This window comes from Micromonospora sp. DT43 (assembly GCF_049841645.1).
In the GTDB taxonomy this organism is placed as follows: Bacteria; Actinomycetota; Actinomycetes; order Mycobacteriales; family Micromonosporaceae; genus Micromonospora.
The window spans coordinates 771,660-791,408 of record NZ_JBNCKR010000002.1; the positions used below are offsets into that span (position 1 = coordinate 771,660).

The window sequence follows — 19,749 nt, forward strand, 5'->3', positions numbered from 1 at the left end:
TCGTGTCCGACCTGCCCCTGATCCAAGCGGATCGCGCCGTTCCGCCGCCGGCCGCGACCACCTCAACGGGTGGTCGTCGCCGGCGGCTACGGCTCCTGTCCCGCACCGACCGCGTGGTCATCACGCTGATGGTGCTCGTCCCGCTGCTGCTCGTCACCGCCTTCGTCTGGCTGCCGGCGCTGGCGACAGTGGTGCTCTCCGGTACCGACTGGGACGGCATCGGCCCACTGAACGAGATCGACTTCGTCGGCGCTCGCAACTACAGCGACGTCGTGAACATCTACCCGCCGTTCGTGCCGGCGATCCAGCACAACCTGCTCTGGCTGGCCGTGCTGTTCGTGGTCGCCACCCCGTTCGGCATGTTCCTGGCCGTCCTGCTCGACAAGGAACTGCGCGGCAGCCGCTTCTACCAGACCGCGCTGTACCTGCCGGTGGTGCTCTCACTGGCACTGATCGGCTTCGTCTGGCAGCTGCTCTACTCCCGCGACCAGGGGCTCATCAACGCCGTCTTCGGCAGCAACGTCGACTGGTACGGCGACTCGAGCGTCAACATCTGGGCGGTCATGATCGCGTCCAGCTGGCGGCACGTCGGCTACATCATGCTGCTCTACCTGGCCGGCCTGAAGGGTGTCGACCCGTCGCTGCGGGAGGCAGCCGCCGTCGACGGCGCCTCGGAGAGCCGGACGTTCTTCCGCGTCGTGTTCCCGGTCATGCGGCCCATCAACATCATCGTGCTGGTGGTGACCGTGATCGAGTCGCTGCGGGCGTTCGACCTGGTCTGGGTCGTCAACAAGGGACGCAACGGTCTGGAGCTGATCTCCGCGCTTGTCACCCAGAACGTGGTGGGTGAGGCGAGCCGGATCGGCTTCGGCTCGGCACTGGCGACGATCATGCTGGTCGTCTCACTTGTCTTCATCACCATCTACCTGGCGACCGTGATGAGGGAGAACCGGGAATGAGCACCGCGACAGTGACCCGGCGTTCCGAGGACGACACCGACATCCCGGTCCGCCGGCGCAAGCTGACCCCGGCGCGGCTGCTGCTGCACGGCTTCCTCATCGTCGTGTCGCTGGCCTGGATCTTCCCGATCGCCTGGGCCGTGCTGACCTCGCTGCGCTCCTACGAGTACACGGCCGCCAACGGCTACGTCTCGTTCGGCGGCTGGACCTTCGACAACTACGTCACCGCCTGGCGGACGGCGGAGTTCGGCAAGCACTTCCTCAACTCGGTCTACATCACCGTGCCTGCGGTGTTGCTGACGCTCCTCCTCGCCTCCTGCGTGGCGTTCGTCATCGCCCGGTTCAACTGGAAGATCAATCTTGTCCTGCTCGGGGTGTTCACCGCCGCCAACCTGCTGCCCCAACAGGCGTTGCTCATCCCGCTGTTCCGGCTGTTCACCGAGGTGCCGCTGCCGGAGTTCATGAGCGACTCGGAGCTGCTCTACGACAGCTACTGGGGCCTGATCCTGATCAATGTGGCGTTCCAGTGCGGGTTCTGCGTCTTCGTGCTCAGCAACTACATGAAGGCGCTGCCCCGCGACCTGTACGAGGCGGCGATGGTCGACGGGGCCAGCGTGTGGCGACAGTACTGGCAGGTCACCATGCCGCTGTGCCGGCCGGCCCTGGCAGCGCTCGCCACCCTGGAGGTGACCTGGATCTACAACGAGTTCTTCTGGGCCACCGTCCTCATGCGTACCGGCGACAAGTTCCCGGTGACCAGCTCGCTCAACAACCTGCGCGGCGAGTTCTTCACCGACAACAACCTCGTCTCGGCGGGCAGCGTGCTCGTCGCGATCCCCACTCTGGTGATCTTCTTTATGCTCCAGCGGCACTTCGTCCGGGGCCTGACCTTGGGAGCCTCGAAGGGATGACCATCCTGCACCTGCGCCGCGCGCGGACCAGCCTGGTGCTCGACGCGCGCGGCCCGGGGCTGCCGCGCGTCGTGCACTGGGGTGGCGACGTCGGCGACCTCGACGACGACGCCCTGCGCCAGCTCGCCGACGCGACAGTGCCACCCGTGGTGCCGAGCAGCTTCGACGAGCCGCCAGTGCTGTCCCTGCTGCCGGAGGCGAGCGCGGGGTGGAGTGGCCGCCCCGGGCTGGCCGGGCACCGCGACGGACGGGACTGGTCCACCTCCTTCCGCCTCGACGGGTTGGACGTGAACGACGACGGGCCCGGCGCGGCGCTGCTGACCGTGCGGGCGTCGGACCCGGCCGCCGGTCTGGGAGTGACCAGCGAGATCATGCTCGACCCGCACGGCCTGCTGACCGTCCGGCACCGGCTGCGCAACGACGGTGACGGCGCCTACGAGGTACGGGAGCTGACGCCTGTGCTGCCGGTACCGGCAGTCGCCACCGAACTGCTCGACCTGACCGGTCGGTGGTGTCGGGAACGGTCCCCGCAGCGGCACCGCTGGCAGCAGGGCGCCTGGGTCCGCGAGGGCCGGCACGGCCGCACCGGCCACGACGCCACGTTGCTGCTGGTGGCGGGCACCGCCGGGTTCGGGTTCGGCCACGGTGAGGTGTGGGGGGTGCACACCGCGTGGAGCGGCGACCACGTCACAGTCGCCGAGCGCCGGCCCACAGGCGAGTCGACGCTCGGCGGCGGCGAGCTGTTGGCCCCCGGTGAGGTCCGACTCGGCCCCGGCGAGTCGTACGAGACGCCGTTGCTCTACGCGGTCTGGTCCGACGCCGGGTTGGACGGGCTCAGCGACGTGCTGCACACGCACCTGCGGGCCCGGCCCGGGCACCCGCGCTCCCCCCGCCCGGTGACCCTCAACGTCTGGGAGGCCGTCTACTTCGACCACGATCTGGACCGGCTGCGGGCCCTCGCCGACCGGGCCGCGCAGATCGGTGTGGAGCGGTTCGTGCTCGACGACGGTTGGTTTCGCGGTCGGCGCGACGACACCGCCGGCCTCGGCGACTGGTACGTCGACGAGGGCGTCTGGCCCGACGGTCTGCAACCGCTCATCGACCACGTGACCGGCCGGGGCCTGCAGTTCGGGCTGTGGGTGGAGCCGGAGATGGTCAACCCCGACTCCGACCTGTTCCGCGCGCACCCCGACTGGGTGTTGGCCGTGCCGGGACGGCTCCCCCCGGCCTGGCGTAACCAGCAGGTGCTCGACCTGGGCCGCCCGGAGGCGTACGACCACGTGCGGGACCGGCTCGACGCGCTGCTCACCGAGCATCCCGGCATCAGCTACCTCAAGTGGGACCAGAACCGGGACCTCACCGAGGCCGGGCACCACGGCCACCCGGGGGTGCACGGGCAGACCCTGGCGGTCTACCGCCTCCTCGACGAGCTACGCCGCCGCCATCCCGACGTGGAGATCGAGAGCTGTTCGTCCGGCGGCGCCCGCGTGGACCTGGCCATCCTGGCCCGCACCGACCGGGTCTGGGCCAGCGACTGCAACGACGCCCTGGAACGGCTCAGCATCCAACGCTGGACCGGTCTGTTGCTGCCACCGGAGCTGATCGGCACGCACATCGGCCCGGAGCGCTCGCACACCACCCACCGTGTGCACGACCTGGGCTTCCGGGCGGCCACCGCGCTGTTCGGCCACCACGGCATCGAGTGGGACATCGCCTCGATCAGCGCCGCCGAGCAGACCGAGCTGGCCGCCTGGGTGGCGCTGCACAAGCGGCTGCGCCCACTGCTGCACGCCGGGCGGGTGGTCCGGGTCGACCACCCGGACCCGGCCGTCTGGGCGCACGGCGTGATCGATCACGACAACACCCGAGCGGTGTACGCGGTGACCCGGCTGACCACCTCGGTGGCGCAGGTCCCCGGCGCGGTACGACTGCCCGGCCTCGACCCGGCCCGGCGGTACCGGGTGCGACAGGTGGCGGACGTACCCGCCCCGGCGACAATCGAACGGTCCGCGCCACCGTGGCTGGCCTCCGGTGTCACGCTCAGCGGGGCGGCGCTGGCCCGGGTGGGTGTGCAGCTGCCCGCGTTGCACCCGGAGCAGAGCCTGGTGCTGGAGGTCGACGCGGTCGGCTAGAAATTCTTTTGCCGGAGTGTCGAGAACTGCGCCGCGTGCTTCTACCTCAGGGTGAGAGCACCGAGGACGGTGCGCGGAGGTGAGGGGCGAACCATGAAGTACATGCTGCTGATGCAGTTCAGCGCCAGCGGGACCGACTTCCCGAGCATCGACACCTGGACCCCGGACGAGGTCCGGGCCCACATCGCGTTCATGGGCGAGGTCAACGACAAGCTCACCGCCGCCGGCGAGTGGGTCGGCGCGGAGGGTCTCGGTGGTCCACAGCAGGCGCGGATCGTGCGCGCCGGCGACGGCGGAACGCCTGTGGTCACGGAGGGGCCGTTCGCCGAGACCAAGGAGTTCCTCGCCGGCTTCTGGATCGTCGACTGCGACAGTCCGCAGCGGGCGGTGGAGCTGGCCGCGTACATCTCCACCGCGCCCGGCCCCGGCGGCCGGCCGCTGAACATGCCGATCGAGGTGCACCCGGTGATGTGCGCGCCCACCGAGGAGTTGTGAGGGGCTGACCACCGATCCCCGCATCGAGGACCTGCTGCGCGAGTTGGCGCCGCAGGTCCTCGGCGTGCTCGCCCGCCGGTTCGGTGACTTCGCCACCGCCGAGGACGCCGTCCAGGAGGCGCTGCTCGCCGCCGCCACCCAGTGGCCGGCGGAAGGGCTGCCGGCCAACCCGCGCGGTTGGCTGATCCAGGTCGGCTACCGCCGGATGATCGAGCTGATCCGCGGCGAGCAGGCCCGCCGCCGCCGGGAGGACCTGGCCGCCCGCCGGGATCCCGACGACAGGCAGTACGCGCCGGCAGCGGACGAGGAGTTGACAGCCGAGCGGGACGACGCCCTGGTCCTGCTCTTCCTGTGCTGTCACCCGGCGCTCGCCCCCGCATCGGCTGTCGCGTTGACCCTGCGCGCGGTCGGCGGACTCACCACCGCCGAGATAGCCCGCGCGTTCCTGGTGCCCGAGGCGACAATGGCCCAGCGGATCAGCCGGGCCAAGCAGCGCATCCGCACGTCCGGACTGCCGTTTCGGATGCCCGAGGAGGCGGAGCGGGCCGACCGGCTGGCCGCCGTCCGGCAGGTGCTCTACCTGATCTTCACCGAGGGGCACACCAGCACCGCCGGCCCGGCCCTGCGCCGCGTCGACCTGGCGGCCGAGGCGATCCGGCTGACCCGCGCGCTGCACACGCAACTGCCCGACGACAGCGAGACGGCCGGGCTGCTGGCGTTGCTGCTGCTCACCGAGGCGCGCAGCTCGGCGCGGACCGGCCCCTCCGGCGAGCTGATCTCCCTGGCCGACCAGGACCGGGGTCGCTGGGACGCCGTGGCGATCGCCGAGGGCATCGCACTCGTCACCCGGGCGCTGCCGCGCGGCCCGGTCGGCCCGTACCAGGTGCAGGCCGCCATCGCCGCCCTGCATGACGAGGCGCCGAGCACCGCGGCGACCGACTGGCCGCAGATCCTGGCGCTGTACGAGGTGCTGGAACGACTCGCCGGCACCCCCGTGGTGGCACTCAACCGGGCCGTGGCGACCGCCATGGTGCACGGACCGGCAGCCGGCCTCACAGCCCTCGACGCGCTGGACGCCGATCCCCGGCTGGCGGGGCACCACCGGCTCGCCGCCGCCCGCGCGCACCTGTACGAGATGGCCGGCGACCGGGAGCGGGCGATCGCGGACTACCGGTCCGCCGCCGCGCGCACCAGCAGCCTTCCCGAACAGCGCTACCTCACCATGCGAGCCGTCCGACTAGCGGCCGAACCGGCCGACCTCCCGTAACGACAGGGCCGACTGGCCGAAGCTGGCAATCTTGGACAGTTTCCGTTCACACGGCCCGCCCACGGAACGGAAAGTGTCCAAGATTTACTGTCCGACGCGATCATCAACGACGAGGGAGCCGCATGGCGTACGTGCTGCTGGGGATCGCCATCCTCGCCGAGGTTCTGGCGACCAGCCTGATCAAGAGCACCGCCGGATTCACCCGCCTCTGGCCGACGCTGGGATGCCTGACCGGGTATGCGCTGGCGTTCCTCCTGCTGGCCCAGGCCGTCAAGGAGATACCGGTCGGTGTCGCGTACGCCCTCTGGTCGGGTCTGGGCACCGCGGCGATCGTGGCGATCGGCGCGGTGTTCCTGGGCGAGTCGGTCGGGCTGGTCAAGCTCGCCGGCATCGCTCTGATCATCACGGGGGTGGTCATCGTGAACCTGACCGGGGAGCACTGAGCGGATCCCCCGCCTCCTTTCTTCCAGAGGCGGGGGATCCGCTGTCACACAGAGATGATCATTCGCCGTCGAAACGCATGTTCGACCACCAACCGAAGGTGCGCGGTCGGTTCAGCCAGGACGCGAACGGCGGGTTGAAGCCCCCGCTTACGGTCGAGGTGAAGGTGCGCAGCTCAAGCCCCTCGTCGGGGTACTTGTACAGCACGGCCAGGTCGTCGCGCTTGTCGCCGTTGTAGTCACCGGCGGCCAGCTTCATGCTGCCGAACTCACCGTAGGTGGTCGACCCCCAGGTCCTCACCGGTGCGTTGAACTTCCCGTCCGCCGCGGCGGTCCAGGTGTGCAGAGCGGTGCTGCTGCCGCCGTAGTTGTAGAGAACCGTCACGTCATCGCGACCGTCGCCGTTGAAGTCGCCATCCATCAGCTTCATCGACGAGAGCGAGCCGAACTTCTTGTCCTGCGGCGTGGTCCAGGAGTAGTACGGTTCGCCGAACTTGCCGTCGGTCTGACCCGGCCAGGTGATGATCGCCATGGACAGCGAGGCATTGGGCCCGTACTGGTAGAAGAGGCTGACGTCGTCCCGGCCGTCCCCGTTGGCGTCCCCGGCGAAGACCGACACGCTTTTCCAGTCGCCGAAGGTGGACGCCCGCCACACTCCAACCGGGGCGTCGAAGCCGCCGTCCGGACGGGCGATCCAGTTGATCCACGCCTCGTCGCCGTCGCCGAGGTTGTAGCCGTAGAAGGCGGTCAGGTCGGCACGGCCATCGCCGTTGAAGTCACCGGAGGCCATCTTCATGCTGGACAGGTGACCCCAGGTGGGCACTGCCGTCCAGGAACGCAGCGGCGCGGCGTACTTGCCGTCGGCCTGGGTGATGAACGTGTCGATGGCGAAGTTGCCGCTGGCGTCGGTCGACAGCGCGACAAGGTCCTTGATGCCGTCACCGTCGAAGTCGTTGTTGAACACCTTGATCCGGTCGCGGTTGTACCGCTTCTCGGTGCTCTTCCACGAACCGATCGGGCCCGAGAACCCGCCCGTCGAGGTCGCCGGGAACGTGATCGGGGCGGTCTCCCCCGCGTCGTAGGTGTAGAGGAAGTTGATGTCCTCGTACGCATCGGTCGCCGGGCCCTGCGGCATGGTGGCGGCGAACCACGAGGCAAGGTCGTCGACCCGGCTGTCCACCGCGTCGCGGCGGGTCTCCGTCTCACCGAGGCACCCGCCCTGCCACGAGCTGTGGTGCACCCCGACGAGTTGCGGTTTGCCGCTCACCACACGGACCGTGGGGCCGCCGAGGTCGCCGCGGCAGATTCCGGTCTGCCCGCTACCCAGGATGTTGAGGGTGGACGCCCCGACCGCCGCTACACCGAACGAACCGCTGTGCAACTGGTCGGGAACCCAGGCACTGGCGGTACGGCCGTAGCCGGCACCGGTGAGCTGCTCGCCCACCGCCGGTGCGGCGCCCAACGCCACCGGGGTCACGTCGACCCGCTGGGACAGCCGCACGAGAACGAGGTCACGGTCGGGGTGCGGCACGATCCGGTAGGCGGAGACGACCGCGCCCGTCGAGGCGGTGAGGTTGGGTCGCCCGACGGTGACAGTCGTCTGCTTGGTGGGCTTGCCCGCGACCACGGCCTGACCATCGAAGCTGAAGCAGGTCTTGGCGGTCAGCACCCACCAGGGGTCGACAAGCGAACCGCTGCACGAACGCTCCGTCGACCCGACGTCGACCTTGGCGACGAAGCCGAACGACCCGTCGGTGACTGGCGTACCTCCGGTCACGGCCTGAGCCGACGAGGCATGGAGAAGCCCCGCCCCCAGGGTTGCCGTGAGCAGAGCCGCCTGGGCTGCTCGCCGCCTATAAGACGATGACACCAATGATCCCTTCTGGACCGAAATGCAGGGACGCCGCGCGGCGCGTTCCGGTGTCGGTGACGACGTGCGTCGCAGCGCGGCGAGGACACGCCGTGCCACGCTCATCTGGCCGGCTCCCGGGATCGGGCGCACTGGCTCCGGGCGCGGTGAAACGGGTCGTGCCCGTCGATCGTGGGCACGACTGTGCACAGTCGTACATCTAGGACCCCCGTGGCCCCTGCGGGCTGAGCGGTTACCGGAAAGCGACCGCATCCTCACCTTAGGGATCAATCACGTGGCCCACTGCCCTGCGAAATGTGGAGGATCCCACAACACCAGGTCTTGCCAAATCCATTCAACATGAGCTATGTCTGACCCTGCTCTGACCGGCGGGGTGGCCGGGTCCGTGCGAACCCGGCCACCCCGCCGGGGTTCTGTCAGCTGGCGGTGCAGCTCACCTGAGGCGTGGGGTTGGTGCCGGACCAGCCGCCGAGGAAGCCGAAGCTCGCCGTTGCGCCGGCCGCCAGTCGCCCGTTGTGGTCCACGTTGCGCGCGGTGACAGTGGATCCGCTGCTGGTCACCGTCGCGTTCCAGGACTGCGTGACGCTCTGGCCGTTGGCGAGGGTCCACCGCGCGGTCCAGCCGGCGATCGCCGTCGCGCCGGCGGTCACCCGTACCTCGGCCTGGAAGCCGCCCTGCCACTGGTTGAGCACGGTGTACCTGGCCGTGCAGCCACCGACGGGCGGGGGCGTGGTCGGCGGAGGCGTGGTCGGCGGAGGCGTGGTCGGCGGAGGCGTGGTCGGCGGGGGCGTGGTCGGCGGGGGCGTCGTGGGAGGCGGCGTGGTCGGCGGCGTGGTGCCGCCGAAGACGCTGGCCTCGCGGGCGGTCTGCCGGATGCCGTTGGTGCCGTTGAAGATCCGCTGCCCCCAACTGGTCAGGTTGGCGGGGTTGAACGCGGTGGCCATGTCGAGATACTCCACGCCACCCCCGTTGCCGCTCCACGACCAGCCCAGCCAGCCGATCCCGTTGGCCTGGCTGTACGCGAGGATGGTGTCCTCGTCCGGGTCTCCGTCGGAGTGGTTGAAGCCGAACTCGCCGACCACGATGGGCAGACCGGCCGCACGGAAACGGCCCAGATAGTCGCTGATCTCGGCGGCTGTGTCGAAAACGCCGTACATGTGGATGGAGAAGACCGTGTTGCGGGCCGGGTCCGCGGCGAAGACCGACGCCGCGTTGTCCCGCATCGTGAACGACCAGTCCTGCCCCCAGTTCGGGGCGTCCACCATGATGGTGTGGGTCAGCCCACCGGCCCGCAGCCGCTTGATGGCATTGGCGTTGTCGGTGGCCCACGAGCCGTAGTTCTGGTTGCCGTACGGCTCGTTGCCGATGTTGACGATGACGTAGCGTTCCTGGCCGGCGAGGACGTCGGCGAGGCTGAGCCAGTAGTCGACGGCCCGGTCCAGCGTGATCGCGCCGCTCTGCTCGCCGTAGCCGGTGGTGTCGTGCACCTCCAGCACGCAGATCAACCGGTTGGCCCTGCACAGCGAGATGACGTTGGCGACGTCGGCGTTGGTGTTGCGGGTCCACCGGTCGCCGCTGGCGAGCACCACCCGCACGGTGTTCGCGCCGAGTGCCTTGACGTCGGCGAACGATCTGGTCTGCTGCGGATACCAGGTGTGGGCGTGGTTCACCCCGCGCATGACGAATTCGGTGCCGTTGGCGTCGTACAGCTTGCCGCCCGCGACGGAGAAGCCGGCCGCGGCGTGCGCCGGCTGGCCGAACGCCAGCACGGTGAGGAGCAGCGCGAGCAGGGCCGCGCCGGCGGCGGAGAGTCGAGTCTTCATGGCCTTCCTCAGGGAGGACCCCCGATGCCCGACAGGGGTGGGACTGACAGGGGAAGGCGGCTGCAGCCCGACAACCGCCGCCCGACTCCCAGCGACGCTCGCATCAGCGTAGGTGGATGGACCAGTCATCGCAACCGGTTCAGTAGCTCGGTCAGGGCCGCAGACAGCCGTGACGGCCCGCGCGGACGCGGGCCGTCACGGGGCGGTCATCCCCACCACAGGATGTGCGCCAGACCGTAGGTCTTAACCGGTTAAGACGACCGTAGGCGGGTCGCCGACATCCGTCAAGGATCGGCCAGCCGAACCGGACGTGAGGGTTGACCGCAGCTGACCTGGGTATCTCGGGACGAACCGTCGGCGAGAAGGAGATACCAGGATGGTGAGCGTCGGCTACACCCTGATGTGCGAGCAGGCCGGTCCGAAGCAACTGGTGGACCACGCGGTGCGGGCCGAGGCGGCAGGCTTCGACCAGCTGGTGATCTCTGACCACTACTCTCCCTGGCTCGACGCCCAGGGCCACTCCCCGTACGCCTGGTCGGTGCTCGGCGCGGTCGCGCACGCCACCACCCGCGCGGAGCTGATGTCCTTCGTGACCTGCCCGATCCGCCGCTACCACCCGGCCGTGGTCGCGCAGAAGGCCAGCACCATCGGGGCGCTCTCGGACGGGCGGTTCACCCTCGGTCTGGGCGCCGGGGAGAACCTCAACGAGCACGTCGTCGGCGGCTGGCCGCACGTGCAGCAGCGCCACGAGATGTTCGAGGAGGCGCTGCAGATCATCCGGCCGTTGCTCAACGGTGAGACGTTGACCTTCTCCGGCAACCACTTCGACGTGCCCGACGCCTACATCTGGGACCGCCCCGAGCGGCCGGTGCCGATGGCCATCGCCGCCTCCGGCCGGCAGTCCGCCACCCTGGCCGCCGAGTACGGCAACGGTCTCGTCTCCACCGAGCCCGACCGGCACATCATCGAGATGTACGACGACGCCGGCGGCGTCGGCCAACCCCGCTACGGGCAGGTGGCCATCTGCTACGGCCCGGACGAGGCCGAGTGCCGCAAGATCGTGCACGACCAGTTCCGCTGGTTCGGCATGGGTTGGAAGGTCAACGCCGACCTGCCCGACCCGGATGCCTTCGCCGCCGCCACCCAGTTCGTCCGCGAGGAGGACGTCGCCGAGGGAATCTCCTGCGGCCCGGACGTGGACGCGCATGTCGAGGCGTTCCGCAAGTTCGTCGACGCCGGCTTCACGCACGTGGCGATCGTCCAGGTCGGCGGCGAGACCCAGCCGATGTTCCTGGACTGGGCCCAGGAGCAGCTGCTGCCCCGGCTGCGCCAGCTGTGAGGTTGACGCCCGCCGGACGATTCGGGCCGGCCGAGCTGCGGCTCGCCATGGCCGCTCCCCGGCCGGCCGCCGGCCTGACCAGCGAGTGGCGGCTTGTCGACGGGCTGCGCACCCACACCCGGCGTGGGCCGGACCCCGGCACCGGCGCCCCACCCGTGGTGCTGGTGCACGGCCTGGCGGTCTCGCACCGCTACCTCACCCCGCTGGCCGTCGCGCTCGCCGAAACCCATCAGGTGTACGCACCGGACCTGCCCGGCTTCGGTCTGACAGCGCACCCCCGCAACGCGTACGACGTGCGCCGGCACGCCGCGCACCTGGCCGCCTGGCTGGCCGCGTACGGGTTGCCGCCGGTCTGCCTGCTCGGGCACTCGTTCGGCGCCGAGGTGGCCGCCGCGCTCGCCGCCAACCACCCGGAGGCGGTACGCGCGCTGGTGCTGGCCGGGCCGACCACCGACCCGGCCGCCCGGTCCCGGCGGGCCCAGTTCGGCAGATGGCTGGTGGACGTCCTGCGCGAGTCGCCGTTGCAGGCGCCGATCCTGGCCCGCGACGTCTGGAACGCGCGACCCTGGCGGGTCCTGGCGACGTTGTCGCACTCGGTGCACAACGCGATCGAGGCCGACCTGGTCCGGATCACGGCGCCGACAGTGGTCGTCACGGGCGCCCGTGATCCGGTCGTGCCGGCCGCGTGGCGGGCCGAGGTGGCCCGGCTGGTGCCGGACGCCGGCCTGACTGTCGTCCCCCGGGCCGCGCACAACGTGGTGACCACCGCCCCGACGGCGGTCGCGGACGCGATCCGCCAGCTCCCTGCCCCGACTCTCGTGAACAGGTGACACCCATGCGCTTCGGCAACACGGAGATCCGGCCCCTCGGCGGCGGCCTCGGCTGCCTCCTGATGATCCTCTTCTCGATCGTCGCCTCGGTGGTGCTGACAGTCCTGCTCAACGTCGTGCTCTGAGCCGTCCGCACCTGGGCGACTCGGTGGTCAGCGACGCAGGCCCAGCGCGCCGAGCACCTCGTGGGAGGCCAGCCGGGCCGGATCGAGCACCGAGCGCCGGATCCATCGCGCCGAGGGTGCGACGGTGGCCCGCCAGAGCGCCCGCACGGCGTGTGCCGCCGGCACGACCGTGGCCGACCAGGCCCAGCGGACACCCCGTACCAGCGGGCGGACGGTGTGCCGCCACAACCAGCGCAGCCCTCGCCCGAGCGGACGCAGCACCGATCGGTGGAGCAGCCGCAGCAGCCAGCCGGCCGTCCACCAGGCGCCGACAAGCGCGGCGACGACCAACCGGCCGACCCGCACGACGACCCACCAGATGCCTCGGACCAGGCCGACGAGAGCGACGCCGAGCGCCCCGGCGAGCATGCCGACACCCCGCCACACCAGCCGGCCGGCGGGTCGAAGTGCCGCGCCCAGCCACCGCGCCGGCCGCACCACCAGGTGATCGACGAGCCAGACCAGAACGCGCCCCAGCCCGACCAGAGGCGGACGGAGCACCACCCGGGCCAACCAGAGCAGCGGTGCCCAGACCAGCCAGCGGACCGCCCGCCCCAGCGCCGATCCCACCGCGGCCAGTACCCCGCCGAGCCAGACCAGCGGTGCCCACACCAGCGTGCGGGCCGCCCAGGCCACCGCGTACGCCAGCCACACCAGCGGACGCCAGATCAGGTTGTTGGCCACCCAGGCGAGCCCTCGTCCCAGCCAGACCAACGGAAGCCAGACGAGAGTACGGGCCGCCCACCGCAGCGGAAGCCAGAGCAGGTTGCGCGCTCCCCAGACCAGCGGGAGCCAGAGCAGTCGGTGCACCGCCCAGGCCAGCGGGGACAGCAGCCAGCGGCGCAGGAACCGGCCGGCAGGGCTGAGCAGACTCCGGTACACGAGCCGGCCGGCCGCCGCGATCAGCTCCCAGAGCAGGCGTACCGGCAGCACCACGACCAGCGCCACACCACGCGCGACGGCCGCGACCAGCGGGAGCGCGACGGCGGCCGGCTCCGCCGTGTGCGGGGCCGACAGGTCGCAGACCGGACGCGCCACTGTCGGCGCGATCGGGTGCTCGGGTCGCGGCGTGGGCAGCGGCGCGCGAACGGTGGGGCGGTCGGTCACGGTGGGCACGGTAACCGGACCGCGCCAACCGTTGTGGTCGGCAACGTCCGGGCTGGAGGCGTCAGCCCAGGTCGAGCGTGGCGAGCAGCGGATAGTGGTCGGAGGCCGTGTCCGCGGCCGCGCCGCGGATCACCCGGCAGCCCCGCACGCGCTCGGCCACGGCGGGGGTGCCGAGCAGGTAGTCCAGCCGCATCCCGGCGAACTCGGCACCGCCGAACCGGGTGGGCACGGTCAGGCCGTCGGCCTCCGGCGCTCCGACGTTCGACGACGGCCACAGGTCGACGAGGTCGGCGGCGAGCAACCGGGCGATCGCCCGGGTGTCCACGCCGCGGCCGCCCCGACGCAGGTGCCGTCGCCGGTACAGGGCCGGCATGCCGGCCAGCCGCTCGGTGTGGTCGACGGTCGGGTCGAGCGAGTTGAGGTCACCGGCGAGCAGCGTCAGCGGCCCCGGGGCGCGGCGCGTCGCCGCCACCAGCCAGTCGACCTCCATCCGCCGGCGTCCCCCGGAGTACGGGTAGAGGTGGGTGCCGAGCACCGTGAGGGGGCCGGCCGGGGTGGACACCACGACGCGGGCGGCGGCGTGGTGGAACGGCCGGCGCAGCGCCCCCGCGGCGAGGACCTGGTACGGCGGCCGGACCAGCACCGCCACCGGCTGCCCGAAGCAGGACCGGGCCAGGTGGGGCGTCATCCCCACCCGGCCCGCCACGCCTGCCATCAGCGCGTCGGAGTCGAAGCCGCGCAGTTCCTGCAGGACCAGCACGTCCGGCGCCTGCTGGTTGACGACCTGGACCACCTGATCCAGTCGGTCGGCGCCGCCACGGTCCCGGCCGCCGGTGCGGATGTTCCAGGTCAGCACCCGCAGCACGACGGCGCTCAGTCGGCTCGGCCGGCGCGCGCCAGCTCGTCGTCGAGGGTGTCCACGTCCTCCGACTCGATGGCCGGCTGGTTGCCCTCCTTCAGATCGGCGTTCGGGCGGATCACGAGGTAGAGCAGCCCGATCCAGAGGGCGGAGAGCAGGATCGCGCCCATGAAGTCGGTCGGGTGGTGCATCCCCCGGTACATCCGTGAGGTGGCCACCCCGGCCGGCATGATCACCGCCAGCGCCACGAAGAGCCACCGCCACCAGCGGTCGGTACGCGGGAAAACGATGAGGGTGATCGCCAGCCAGACGCAGATCGTCGCCGCGATGTGCCCGGACGGGAACGAGGAGGTGGGCATCTGCCCGTCCAGGTTCTCCACCGGGGGCCGTGGCCTGTCGATCGCCCGCGCCGAGGCGAGGAAGAGGGTCAGCTCACCCACCATCGCCAGCGCCACGAACAGCACCGGCCGCCACCGCCGCCACACCGCCAGCACCAGCGGGCAGAACACCAGCGAGATGAGCAGGATCGCGTGGGTGTCACCGAACTTGCTCCACCACCAGCTCACGTCGGTCAGCACGTCGGTGTGCCGGTCGGCGAACCAGCGGGGAACGTCGGTGTCGAGGGTGTCGAAGAAGGTGCCCTTGGCGTAGTAGCTGACGTACGTGCCGAAGCCGTAGAGCGCACCGAACACCAGCACCCAGCCGACCAGCAGCTCGGCCACCGCCGAGCGAGGGTGCCCCAGCACGTGCTCCTCGGCCGGTGCGGGGGCGATGTCGTGCCCCGCCTCCGGCTCCAGCCCCTCGCTCAGCGGCGGCACCGGCCGTCCGCGCTCGCGCCGCCACAGCCGGAAGGCGTACGCGGTCACGCCCAGCCACACGGCGCCGAGCAGCCAGCCGGCCAGCACGTCGGAGACGAAGTGCACGCCCAGCGCGATCCGGGTCAGCCCGATCAGCGCCACCAGCACGCCGACGCCGACGATCGCGGGCTTGCGCCAGCGCGGCGCCATCGCCGGCAGGAACACCAGCAGCAGCGCCCCGTACGCGACGAACGAGCCGAGCGCGTGCCCGCTCGGGAAACTGTTGCCCGGCGCGCTGGCGACCGGGATGTCCACCACCGGGCGGAGCCGGCCGACGAGGGTCTTGAGCGACGGGTCGAGGATCAGCCCACCGACCCCGGTGATGATCAGGTAGACGGCCAGCCGGGGCTGCCGTCGGATCAGCAGCCCGACCACCGCGATGGTGACCAGCCAGATGAGGATCGGCCGGCCGCCCAGGTCGGTCACCGCCTGGAGCACGGTCACCAGCGGGTGGTGCGGGGCCACCAGCGAGTTGAACCACTCGGCGACCGAGTGGTCGGCGTCCTGCAACGGGCTCCACCGCACCCGGACGAGTAACAACAACAGCCCGAAGGCCACCCCGGCGCCGGTGACGGCCACCAGGCCGACGATGCTCCGTTCGGCGAAATGACCTATCGGACGCCGAGCCACCTCTTTGACCGCGGTCACCCCGCACCTCCCTTGTCGTACCTGGCGAGGCGCTGTACCCGATCCGGGTCAGGCGTACACCCGGCGGCGCTCAGAGCGCCGTCATGTCCCCGGTGTCGACGAGCTCGACGCGGTCGGCCTCGGGCTCCCACAGGTCGGGCTGCGCCGGCTCCTCCGCGCCGATGCGCAGCGCCTCCAGTTGGGCGGCGAAGGCCAGCCCGCCGAAGAGCGCCATGCCTGTGAGGTTGGCCCAGAGCAGCAGTGCCATCATGCCGGTGAGCGCGCCGTAGGTCTGGCCGAAGCCGTCGCTGAACCGCACGTACGCGGCGAGCAGCAGGCTGGCCAGCCACCACAGGGCCGTGGCGATGCCCGCGCCGAAGAACAGCCAGGACAGGCCGGGCTGGTTGCGGCGTGGCGCGTGTCGGAACAGCACGGCCACGGCGAGCACTGTCAGCCCGAGGCTCAGCGGGAAGCGGACCACGTCCCAGATGCCGTTGGCGACATCACCCCACTCGTAGTGCCTGCGGACCGAGTCGCCCATCGCCCCGCCACCGACGAGGATCAGGAAGCCGGCCAGCGCGGGCAGGCCGGCGGTGACGGCCAGCACGGCCGCCCGCAGGTATTTCCGCAACGCCGGGCGGTCCCGTTCGACCCCGTAGATGCGGTTGGCGCCCCGCTCGATCTGGGCCATCGTGGTGGTCAGCGCGACCAGCCCGGTGAGCAGACCGAGGGTGAGCGCCAACTCTCCGGCGTCCTCGACGCGTTCGCCCTCGCCGAGCAGCTCGCCGACCACCTGCGCGCTCTGGCCGGGGGTGAGCGCCAGCACGGTGTCGGCGACCACCTGGCCGCCCTCCTCGACACCCAGCTCGCTGATCAGACCGGTGAGGGCGATCAGGAACGGCACCACGGCGAGGCAGAGCTGCAACGCGAAGGCCCGCGAGTGGCTGAAGCCGTCGCCGTAGCGGAACCGGATGAACGCGTCGCGCAGCAGGTGCCAGCTGCCCTTGCGGCGCAGTGTGTGCCAGGCGTCGTCGGCGGACAGCTCCTCGTTGGCCATCAGCCGGGTCTCCGGCACGATCCGGGTGCTACTCACGGCGTGCTTCCTCGATCAGCTGCTCGCCCCGCTCCCCGGCGCCCTGCGCGTCGACGGCCAGGTCGGGGGCGTCCTCGGGCTGCGGGACGCAGAGCCAGAGCGCCTTGGGCCGGATCTCGGCCCGCAGGTGTCGATTCGGCGCGATGAGGTCGCCGTCCAGCTCCCGGGGCTGGGCCCGGTTGCTGGTGACCATCACGCGGCGGCCGCGGAAGACCTCCATCTGCGGCACCTGGCCGTTGCGGCGGACCACCGCCCAGCCGAGCGCGAGCCAGTGCCGCAGGTTGCGCGGGGTGAGCACGGCGACGTCGAGCCAGCCGTCGTCCGGTTCGGCCTCGGTGAGCAGGCGGACGCCGCCCTGGAGCCGGCCGACGTTGGCGATCAGCACGGAGCGGGCACGTCGGCGCACCGGCGGGCGGTCGTCGATGCGGATCTGCACCCGCATCGGCCGGTCCCGCAGGTGCTTGGCGGCGCCCACGACGTACGCCGGCCAGCCGATACGGGCCTTGGTGGTCTCGTTTGTGGCTTCGAGCATCTTGGCGTCGAAGCCCATGCCGGCCATGACTGTGAAGTACTGGTTCTCCACCGCGCCGACGTCGAGCAGCCGGCGGCCGCGTTCGACGGCGACCTGGAGCCCCGCCGCGAGGTCGGTGGAGAGGCCCAGGTTGGCGGCGAGCAGGTTGCCGGTGCCCTGCGGCAGCACGGCGAGGGCCACGTCGGTGCCGACGAGCCCGCTGACGCAGGACATCACGGTGCCGTCGCCGCCGCAGGCGAAGACCAGGTCGACGCCCGCCTTGACGGCCTGCTCGGTCTGGCCCCGACCCGGGTCGTCGACGGTGGTCTCGAACCACTGCGGCTCGGGCCAGCCGGCGGAGGTCAGGGCGTCGTGCACGGTGCGGCGCAGCTCGTCGAGATCGTCGACCTTCGACGGGTTGACCACCACGGCGGAGCGCAGCCCGCCGTCGCCACCTGAGGGGCGCCTGTCCTGTCCAGCATCCACGGCGCCAGTGTGCAGCACCGGGCCGCCTTCAGCGACCCGGTGCCCGGCCGGCGTCGGAAGTGCCACAGACAGGTTTCAACGCGTACGTGTCCGTCACGCCGCCGCGCGCAGCGCGCTCTCCACCCGTCGGCGCAGATCGTCGAGGTCGATGCCCGCTTCGGTGAGCACCAGCGCGCCGAGCCCGTGGCCCTCACGCAGCACCCCGAGCAGGATGTGCTCGGTGCCGATGTGCTTGTGGCGCAGTCGCAGCGCCTCCCGCAGCGACAGCTCCAGCGCCTTCTTGGACCGGGGCGAGAACGGCCCGCCCAGGTAGCGTCGACGCCTCCAGCGGCGGCGCGGCGCCGGCACGGCCTCGCGCAGCGCGTCGGGGCCGAAGGACTCTTCGATGCGGGCCACGATGGCGGCCAGGTCGATGCCGATCTCGCGCAGCGCCTCCGCGTCCGCGTCGCCGAGCCCGGCGCCTGGGCCGCTGGTGTGCCGCCGGACCCGTTCGCGCAGGTCGTCGGCGCGCACCCCGGCGTCGGTGAGCACCCGGCTGGCCAGGCCGGCCTCGTCGGCGAGGAGGGCGAGCAGCAGGTGCTCGGTGCCGACCGGCCGCTGGCCCTCGGCCCGCGCCTCCTCCAGCGCCTGCCGCACCACGCCGCGCGCCCGGTCGGTGAACCGTTCGAACATCACGCCTCCCAGGATGAGTTGACCGCCGGTCGCCCAGCGTGTTTCTTGTGCACCGCCTGCCGGCTGACCTCGAGCGCGTCGGCGATCTCCTGCCAGGACCAGCCCTGTCGGCGGGCGTTGTCCACCTGGACCACCTCGAGTCGCTCGAGCAGCCGGCGCAGCGCGCGGACGGCGCGCAGCCCGACCCGGGGGTCGGTGCTGCCGGCTGCCGCCGCGAGTTCCGTCGCCTGACTCATGTCGTCAACATACGTTGACAGCCCCACTTTTGTCAACCTTTGTTGACGAACCCCTGGTGCGCCCGACCACCGAAGGCTGCGGCCCGAACCGGCCCGCCGCCAGGCCCACGCGACTACCCTCGGTCAGGAGAGAGCGCGGTCGTGCCGGGCGCGACGCCCGGGAGGTGATATCGGATGGCGGCATCCGCCGACGCGGAGGTGCTTGTCGGCCTCGGCTCGGACGGTGACCTTCCGGTCGTGGAGCAGGCCGCGCAGGAGGCCGCCGGGCACGGCCGGCCCCTGCACGTGGTGCACACCTTCGACTGGCACGCGGCCTTCACGGCGGACACCGTCGCCGCGCCCCGGGACCGGGCCGAGAGCCTGATCACCCGAGCCGCCCAGCTTGCCCACCAGGTCGAACCGGGTCTGACCGTGCGAGCCGAGATCGTCGAGAGCGGCCTGCTGCCCACCCTCATCCGCCGTTCCGAGACGGCCTTCCTGCTGGCGGTCGGCGACAGCGGAATGGCCGGCAGCGGCCAGTGCGTCCCGGCCGAGACTGCCGCCGTCCAGTTGGCCGCGCGGGCCGACTGCCCGCTGCTGGTGGTCCGCCGCGAACCGCCGCCGCAGGGCCCGGTCCTGGTCGGGGTGGACGGCTCACCCAGCTCCCACCTCGCCCTGCGCTGGGCCGTGGAGTGCGCCTTCCGGCGCGACGCCCGCCTCGTGGCGCTACGGGTGGTGGAGAGCGACGAGGACACCGACGCGGTCGCCGAACAGCTCAGTGAGGCCCTGGCCCGCCACGCCGACCGGCACACCGGGGTTCCCACCGAGTGCCGGGTCGTCCGCGGTGACCCCGGGCAGGTGCTCGTCGACACGTCCCGGTCGGCCCAGCTGGCGGTGGTCGCCGCCCGGGGCGACGAACCGGGACGAGCCATGCTCGGCGCGGTCGCCCAGTCCCTGCTCTACCACTCCCCCGCCCCGGTGGTGGTCGTACGCGGCCTGGCCGAGATGCCGCTCACCGGGCCCGACGCCCGCCCCGCCCGGGACCAACGGCCCTGACCCGCCGCGTCGGCAGCGGCGATGCTGGACGCCGGA

18 protein-coding genes are annotated in these 19,749 nt (G+C 71.5%); 9 read left to right on the forward strand and 9 right to left on the reverse strand.

From position 1 onward, the window contains the following. Positions 1-2: 2 nt before the first annotated feature. The 6 genes from ACLQ26_RS07620 to ACLQ26_RS07645 all read left to right on the forward strand — a co-directional run bounded on the left by ACLQ26_RS07620 (position 3) and on the right by ACLQ26_RS07645 (position 6,207). The gene (locus ACLQ26_RS07620; protein ID WP_266250827.1) at positions 3-959 is read left to right on the forward strand and encodes a carbohydrate ABC transporter permease; all 957 of its coding nucleotides are present in this window, start codon (positions 3-5) and stop codon (positions 957-959) included. Beyond that, positions 956-1,870 (forward strand): carbohydrate ABC transporter permease, encoded by a 915-nt coding sequence (locus ACLQ26_RS07625; protein ID WP_393295103.1) that lies wholly within the window; start codon positions 956-958, stop codon positions 1,868-1,870. Before ACLQ26_RS07620 ends, ACLQ26_RS07625 begins: the two co-directional genes overlap by 4 nt. Continuing rightward, positions 1,867-4,002 carry an alpha-galactosidase gene (locus tag ACLQ26_RS07630; protein ID WP_425743739.1) on the forward strand — a complete coding sequence of 712 codons (2,136 nt, stop codon included), beginning with the start codon at positions 1,867-1,869 and terminating at the stop codon, positions 4,000-4,002. Before ACLQ26_RS07625 ends, ACLQ26_RS07630 begins: the two co-directional genes overlap by 4 nt. A 93-nt stretch (positions 4,003-4,095) precedes the next feature. Continuing rightward, the gene (locus tag ACLQ26_RS07635) at positions 4,096-4,497 is read left to right on the forward strand and encodes a YciI family protein (RefSeq protein WP_425743740.1); all 402 of its coding nucleotides are present in this window, start codon (positions 4,096-4,098) and stop codon (positions 4,495-4,497) included. 4 nt (positions 4,498-4,501) lie between these two features. Beyond that, on the forward strand, positions 4,502-5,764 hold the full coding sequence (locus ACLQ26_RS07640) for an RNA polymerase sigma factor (protein WP_425743793.1): 1,263 nt from the start codon (positions 4,502-4,504) through the stop codon (positions 5,762-5,764). A 122-nt stretch (positions 5,765-5,886) separates the two neighbouring features. Then, complete coding sequence (locus tag ACLQ26_RS07645; protein WP_425743741.1) at positions 5,887-6,207, forward strand: DMT family transporter; 321 nt, start codon at positions 5,887-5,889, stop codon at positions 6,205-6,207. Between the two features lie 58 nt (positions 6,208-6,265). Here the strand turns inward: ACLQ26_RS07645 and ACLQ26_RS07650 are convergent, their stop codons facing one another. Together ACLQ26_RS07650 and ACLQ26_RS07655 are read right to left on the reverse strand one after the other, a co-directional pair. Further along, positions 6,266-7,981 carry a trypsin-like serine protease gene (locus tag ACLQ26_RS07650; RefSeq protein WP_425743742.1) on the reverse strand — a complete coding sequence of 572 codons (1,716 nt, stop codon included), beginning with the start codon at positions 7,979-7,981 and terminating at the stop codon, positions 6,266-6,268. Positions 7,982-8,490: 509 nt separating this feature from the next. Then, positions 8,491-9,897, reverse strand: coding sequence for a cellulase family glycosylhydrolase (locus ACLQ26_RS07655; protein ID WP_425743743.1), 1,407 nt, complete (start codon positions 9,895-9,897; stop codon positions 8,491-8,493). Positions 9,898-10,273: 376 nt separating this feature from the next. Here ACLQ26_RS07655 and ACLQ26_RS07660 point away from each other — a divergent pair, with 376 nt between their 5' ends. Further along, complete coding sequence (locus ACLQ26_RS07660; protein ID WP_425743744.1) at positions 10,274-11,236, forward strand: TIGR03557 family F420-dependent LLM class oxidoreductase; 963 nt, start codon at positions 10,274-10,276, stop codon at positions 11,234-11,236. Further along, complete coding sequence (locus tag ACLQ26_RS07665) at positions 11,233-12,066, forward strand: alpha/beta fold hydrolase (protein WP_425743745.1); 834 nt, start codon at positions 11,233-11,235, stop codon at positions 12,064-12,066. Before ACLQ26_RS07660 ends, ACLQ26_RS07665 begins: the two co-directional genes overlap by 4 nt. Before the next feature lie 152 nt (positions 12,067-12,218). Here ACLQ26_RS07665 and ACLQ26_RS07670 read toward each other — a convergent pair whose 3' ends face one another. The 7 genes from ACLQ26_RS07670 to ACLQ26_RS07700 all read right to left on the reverse strand — a co-directional run bounded on the left by ACLQ26_RS07670 (position 12,219) and on the right by ACLQ26_RS07700 (position 18,678). Next, the gene (locus ACLQ26_RS07670) at positions 12,219-13,337 is read right to left on the reverse strand and encodes a hypothetical protein (protein ID WP_425743746.1); all 1,119 of its coding nucleotides are present in this window, start codon (positions 13,335-13,337) and stop codon (positions 12,219-12,221) included. A gap of 61 nt (positions 13,338-13,398) precedes the next feature. Further along, positions 13,399-14,202: an endonuclease/exonuclease/phosphatase family protein gene (locus ACLQ26_RS07675; protein WP_425743747.1), complete on the reverse strand. Its 804-nt coding sequence runs from the start codon at positions 14,200-14,202 to the stop codon at positions 13,399-13,401. A gap of 8 nt (positions 14,203-14,210) precedes the next feature. Next, positions 14,211-15,701: a phosphatase PAP2 family protein gene (locus ACLQ26_RS07680; protein ID WP_425743748.1), complete on the reverse strand. Its 1,491-nt coding sequence runs from the start codon at positions 15,699-15,701 to the stop codon at positions 14,211-14,213. A gap of 70 nt (positions 15,702-15,771) precedes the next feature. After that, the gene (locus tag ACLQ26_RS07685; protein ID WP_425743749.1) at positions 15,772-16,773 is read right to left on the reverse strand and encodes a YihY/virulence factor BrkB family protein; all 1,002 of its coding nucleotides are present in this window, start codon (positions 16,771-16,773) and stop codon (positions 15,772-15,774) included. Next, positions 16,766-17,770, reverse strand: coding sequence for a diacylglycerol/lipid kinase family protein (locus ACLQ26_RS07690; protein WP_425743750.1), 1,005 nt, complete (start codon positions 17,768-17,770; stop codon positions 16,766-16,768). The genes ACLQ26_RS07685 and ACLQ26_RS07690 overlap by 8 nt, the downstream gene beginning before the upstream one ends. A gap of 93 nt (positions 17,771-17,863) precedes the next feature. Continuing rightward, positions 17,864-18,442, reverse strand: a complete 579-nt coding sequence (locus ACLQ26_RS07695; protein ID WP_425743794.1) for a Clp protease N-terminal domain-containing protein — start codon at positions 18,440-18,442, stop codon at positions 17,864-17,866. Then, positions 18,442-18,678, reverse strand: a complete 237-nt coding sequence (locus ACLQ26_RS07700) for an HTH domain-containing protein (RefSeq protein ID WP_007457155.1) — start codon at positions 18,676-18,678, stop codon at positions 18,442-18,444. Before ACLQ26_RS07700 ends, ACLQ26_RS07695 begins: the two co-directional genes overlap by 1 nt. 174 nt (positions 18,679-18,852) lie before the next feature. Between ACLQ26_RS07700 and ACLQ26_RS07705 the strand changes: the two genes are divergently transcribed. Then, entirely contained in the window at positions 18,853-19,713 is an 861-nt protein-coding gene (locus ACLQ26_RS07705) for a universal stress protein (protein ID WP_425743751.1), read from the forward strand. Positions 19,714-19,749: the final 36 nt, after the last annotated feature.

Coding starts and splice junctions, on each gene's coding strand:
- ACLQ26_RS07700 (WP_007457155.1), bottom strand. CDS start 18,678: ATGAGTCAGGCGACGGAACTCGCGGCGGCAGCCGGCAGCACCGACCCC.
- ACLQ26_RS07630 (WP_425743739.1), top strand. CDS start 1,867: ATGACCATCCTGCACCTGCGCCGCGCGCGGACCAGCCTGGTGCTCGAC.
- ACLQ26_RS07625 (WP_393295103.1), top strand. CDS start 956: ATGAGCACCGCGACAGTGACCCGGCGTTCCGAGGACGACACCGACATC.
- ACLQ26_RS07635 (WP_425743740.1), top strand. CDS start 4,096: ATGAAGTACATGCTGCTGATGCAGTTCAGCGCCAGCGGGACCGACTTC.
- ACLQ26_RS07695 (WP_425743794.1), bottom strand. CDS start 18,442: ATGTTCGAACGGTTCACCGACCGGGCGCGCGGCGTGGTGCGGCAGGCG.
- ACLQ26_RS07660 (WP_425743744.1), top strand. CDS start 10,274: ATGGTGAGCGTCGGCTACACCCTGATGTGCGAGCAGGCCGGTCCGAAG.
- ACLQ26_RS07655 (WP_425743743.1), bottom strand. CDS start 9,897: ATGAAGACTCGACTCTCCGCCGCCGGCGCGGCCCTGCTCGCGCTGCTC.
- ACLQ26_RS07705 (WP_425743751.1), top strand. CDS start 18,853: ATGGCGGCATCCGCCGACGCGGAGGTGCTTGTCGGCCTCGGCTCGGAC.
- ACLQ26_RS07645 (WP_425743741.1), top strand. CDS start 5,887: ATGGCGTACGTGCTGCTGGGGATCGCCATCCTCGCCGAGGTTCTGGCG.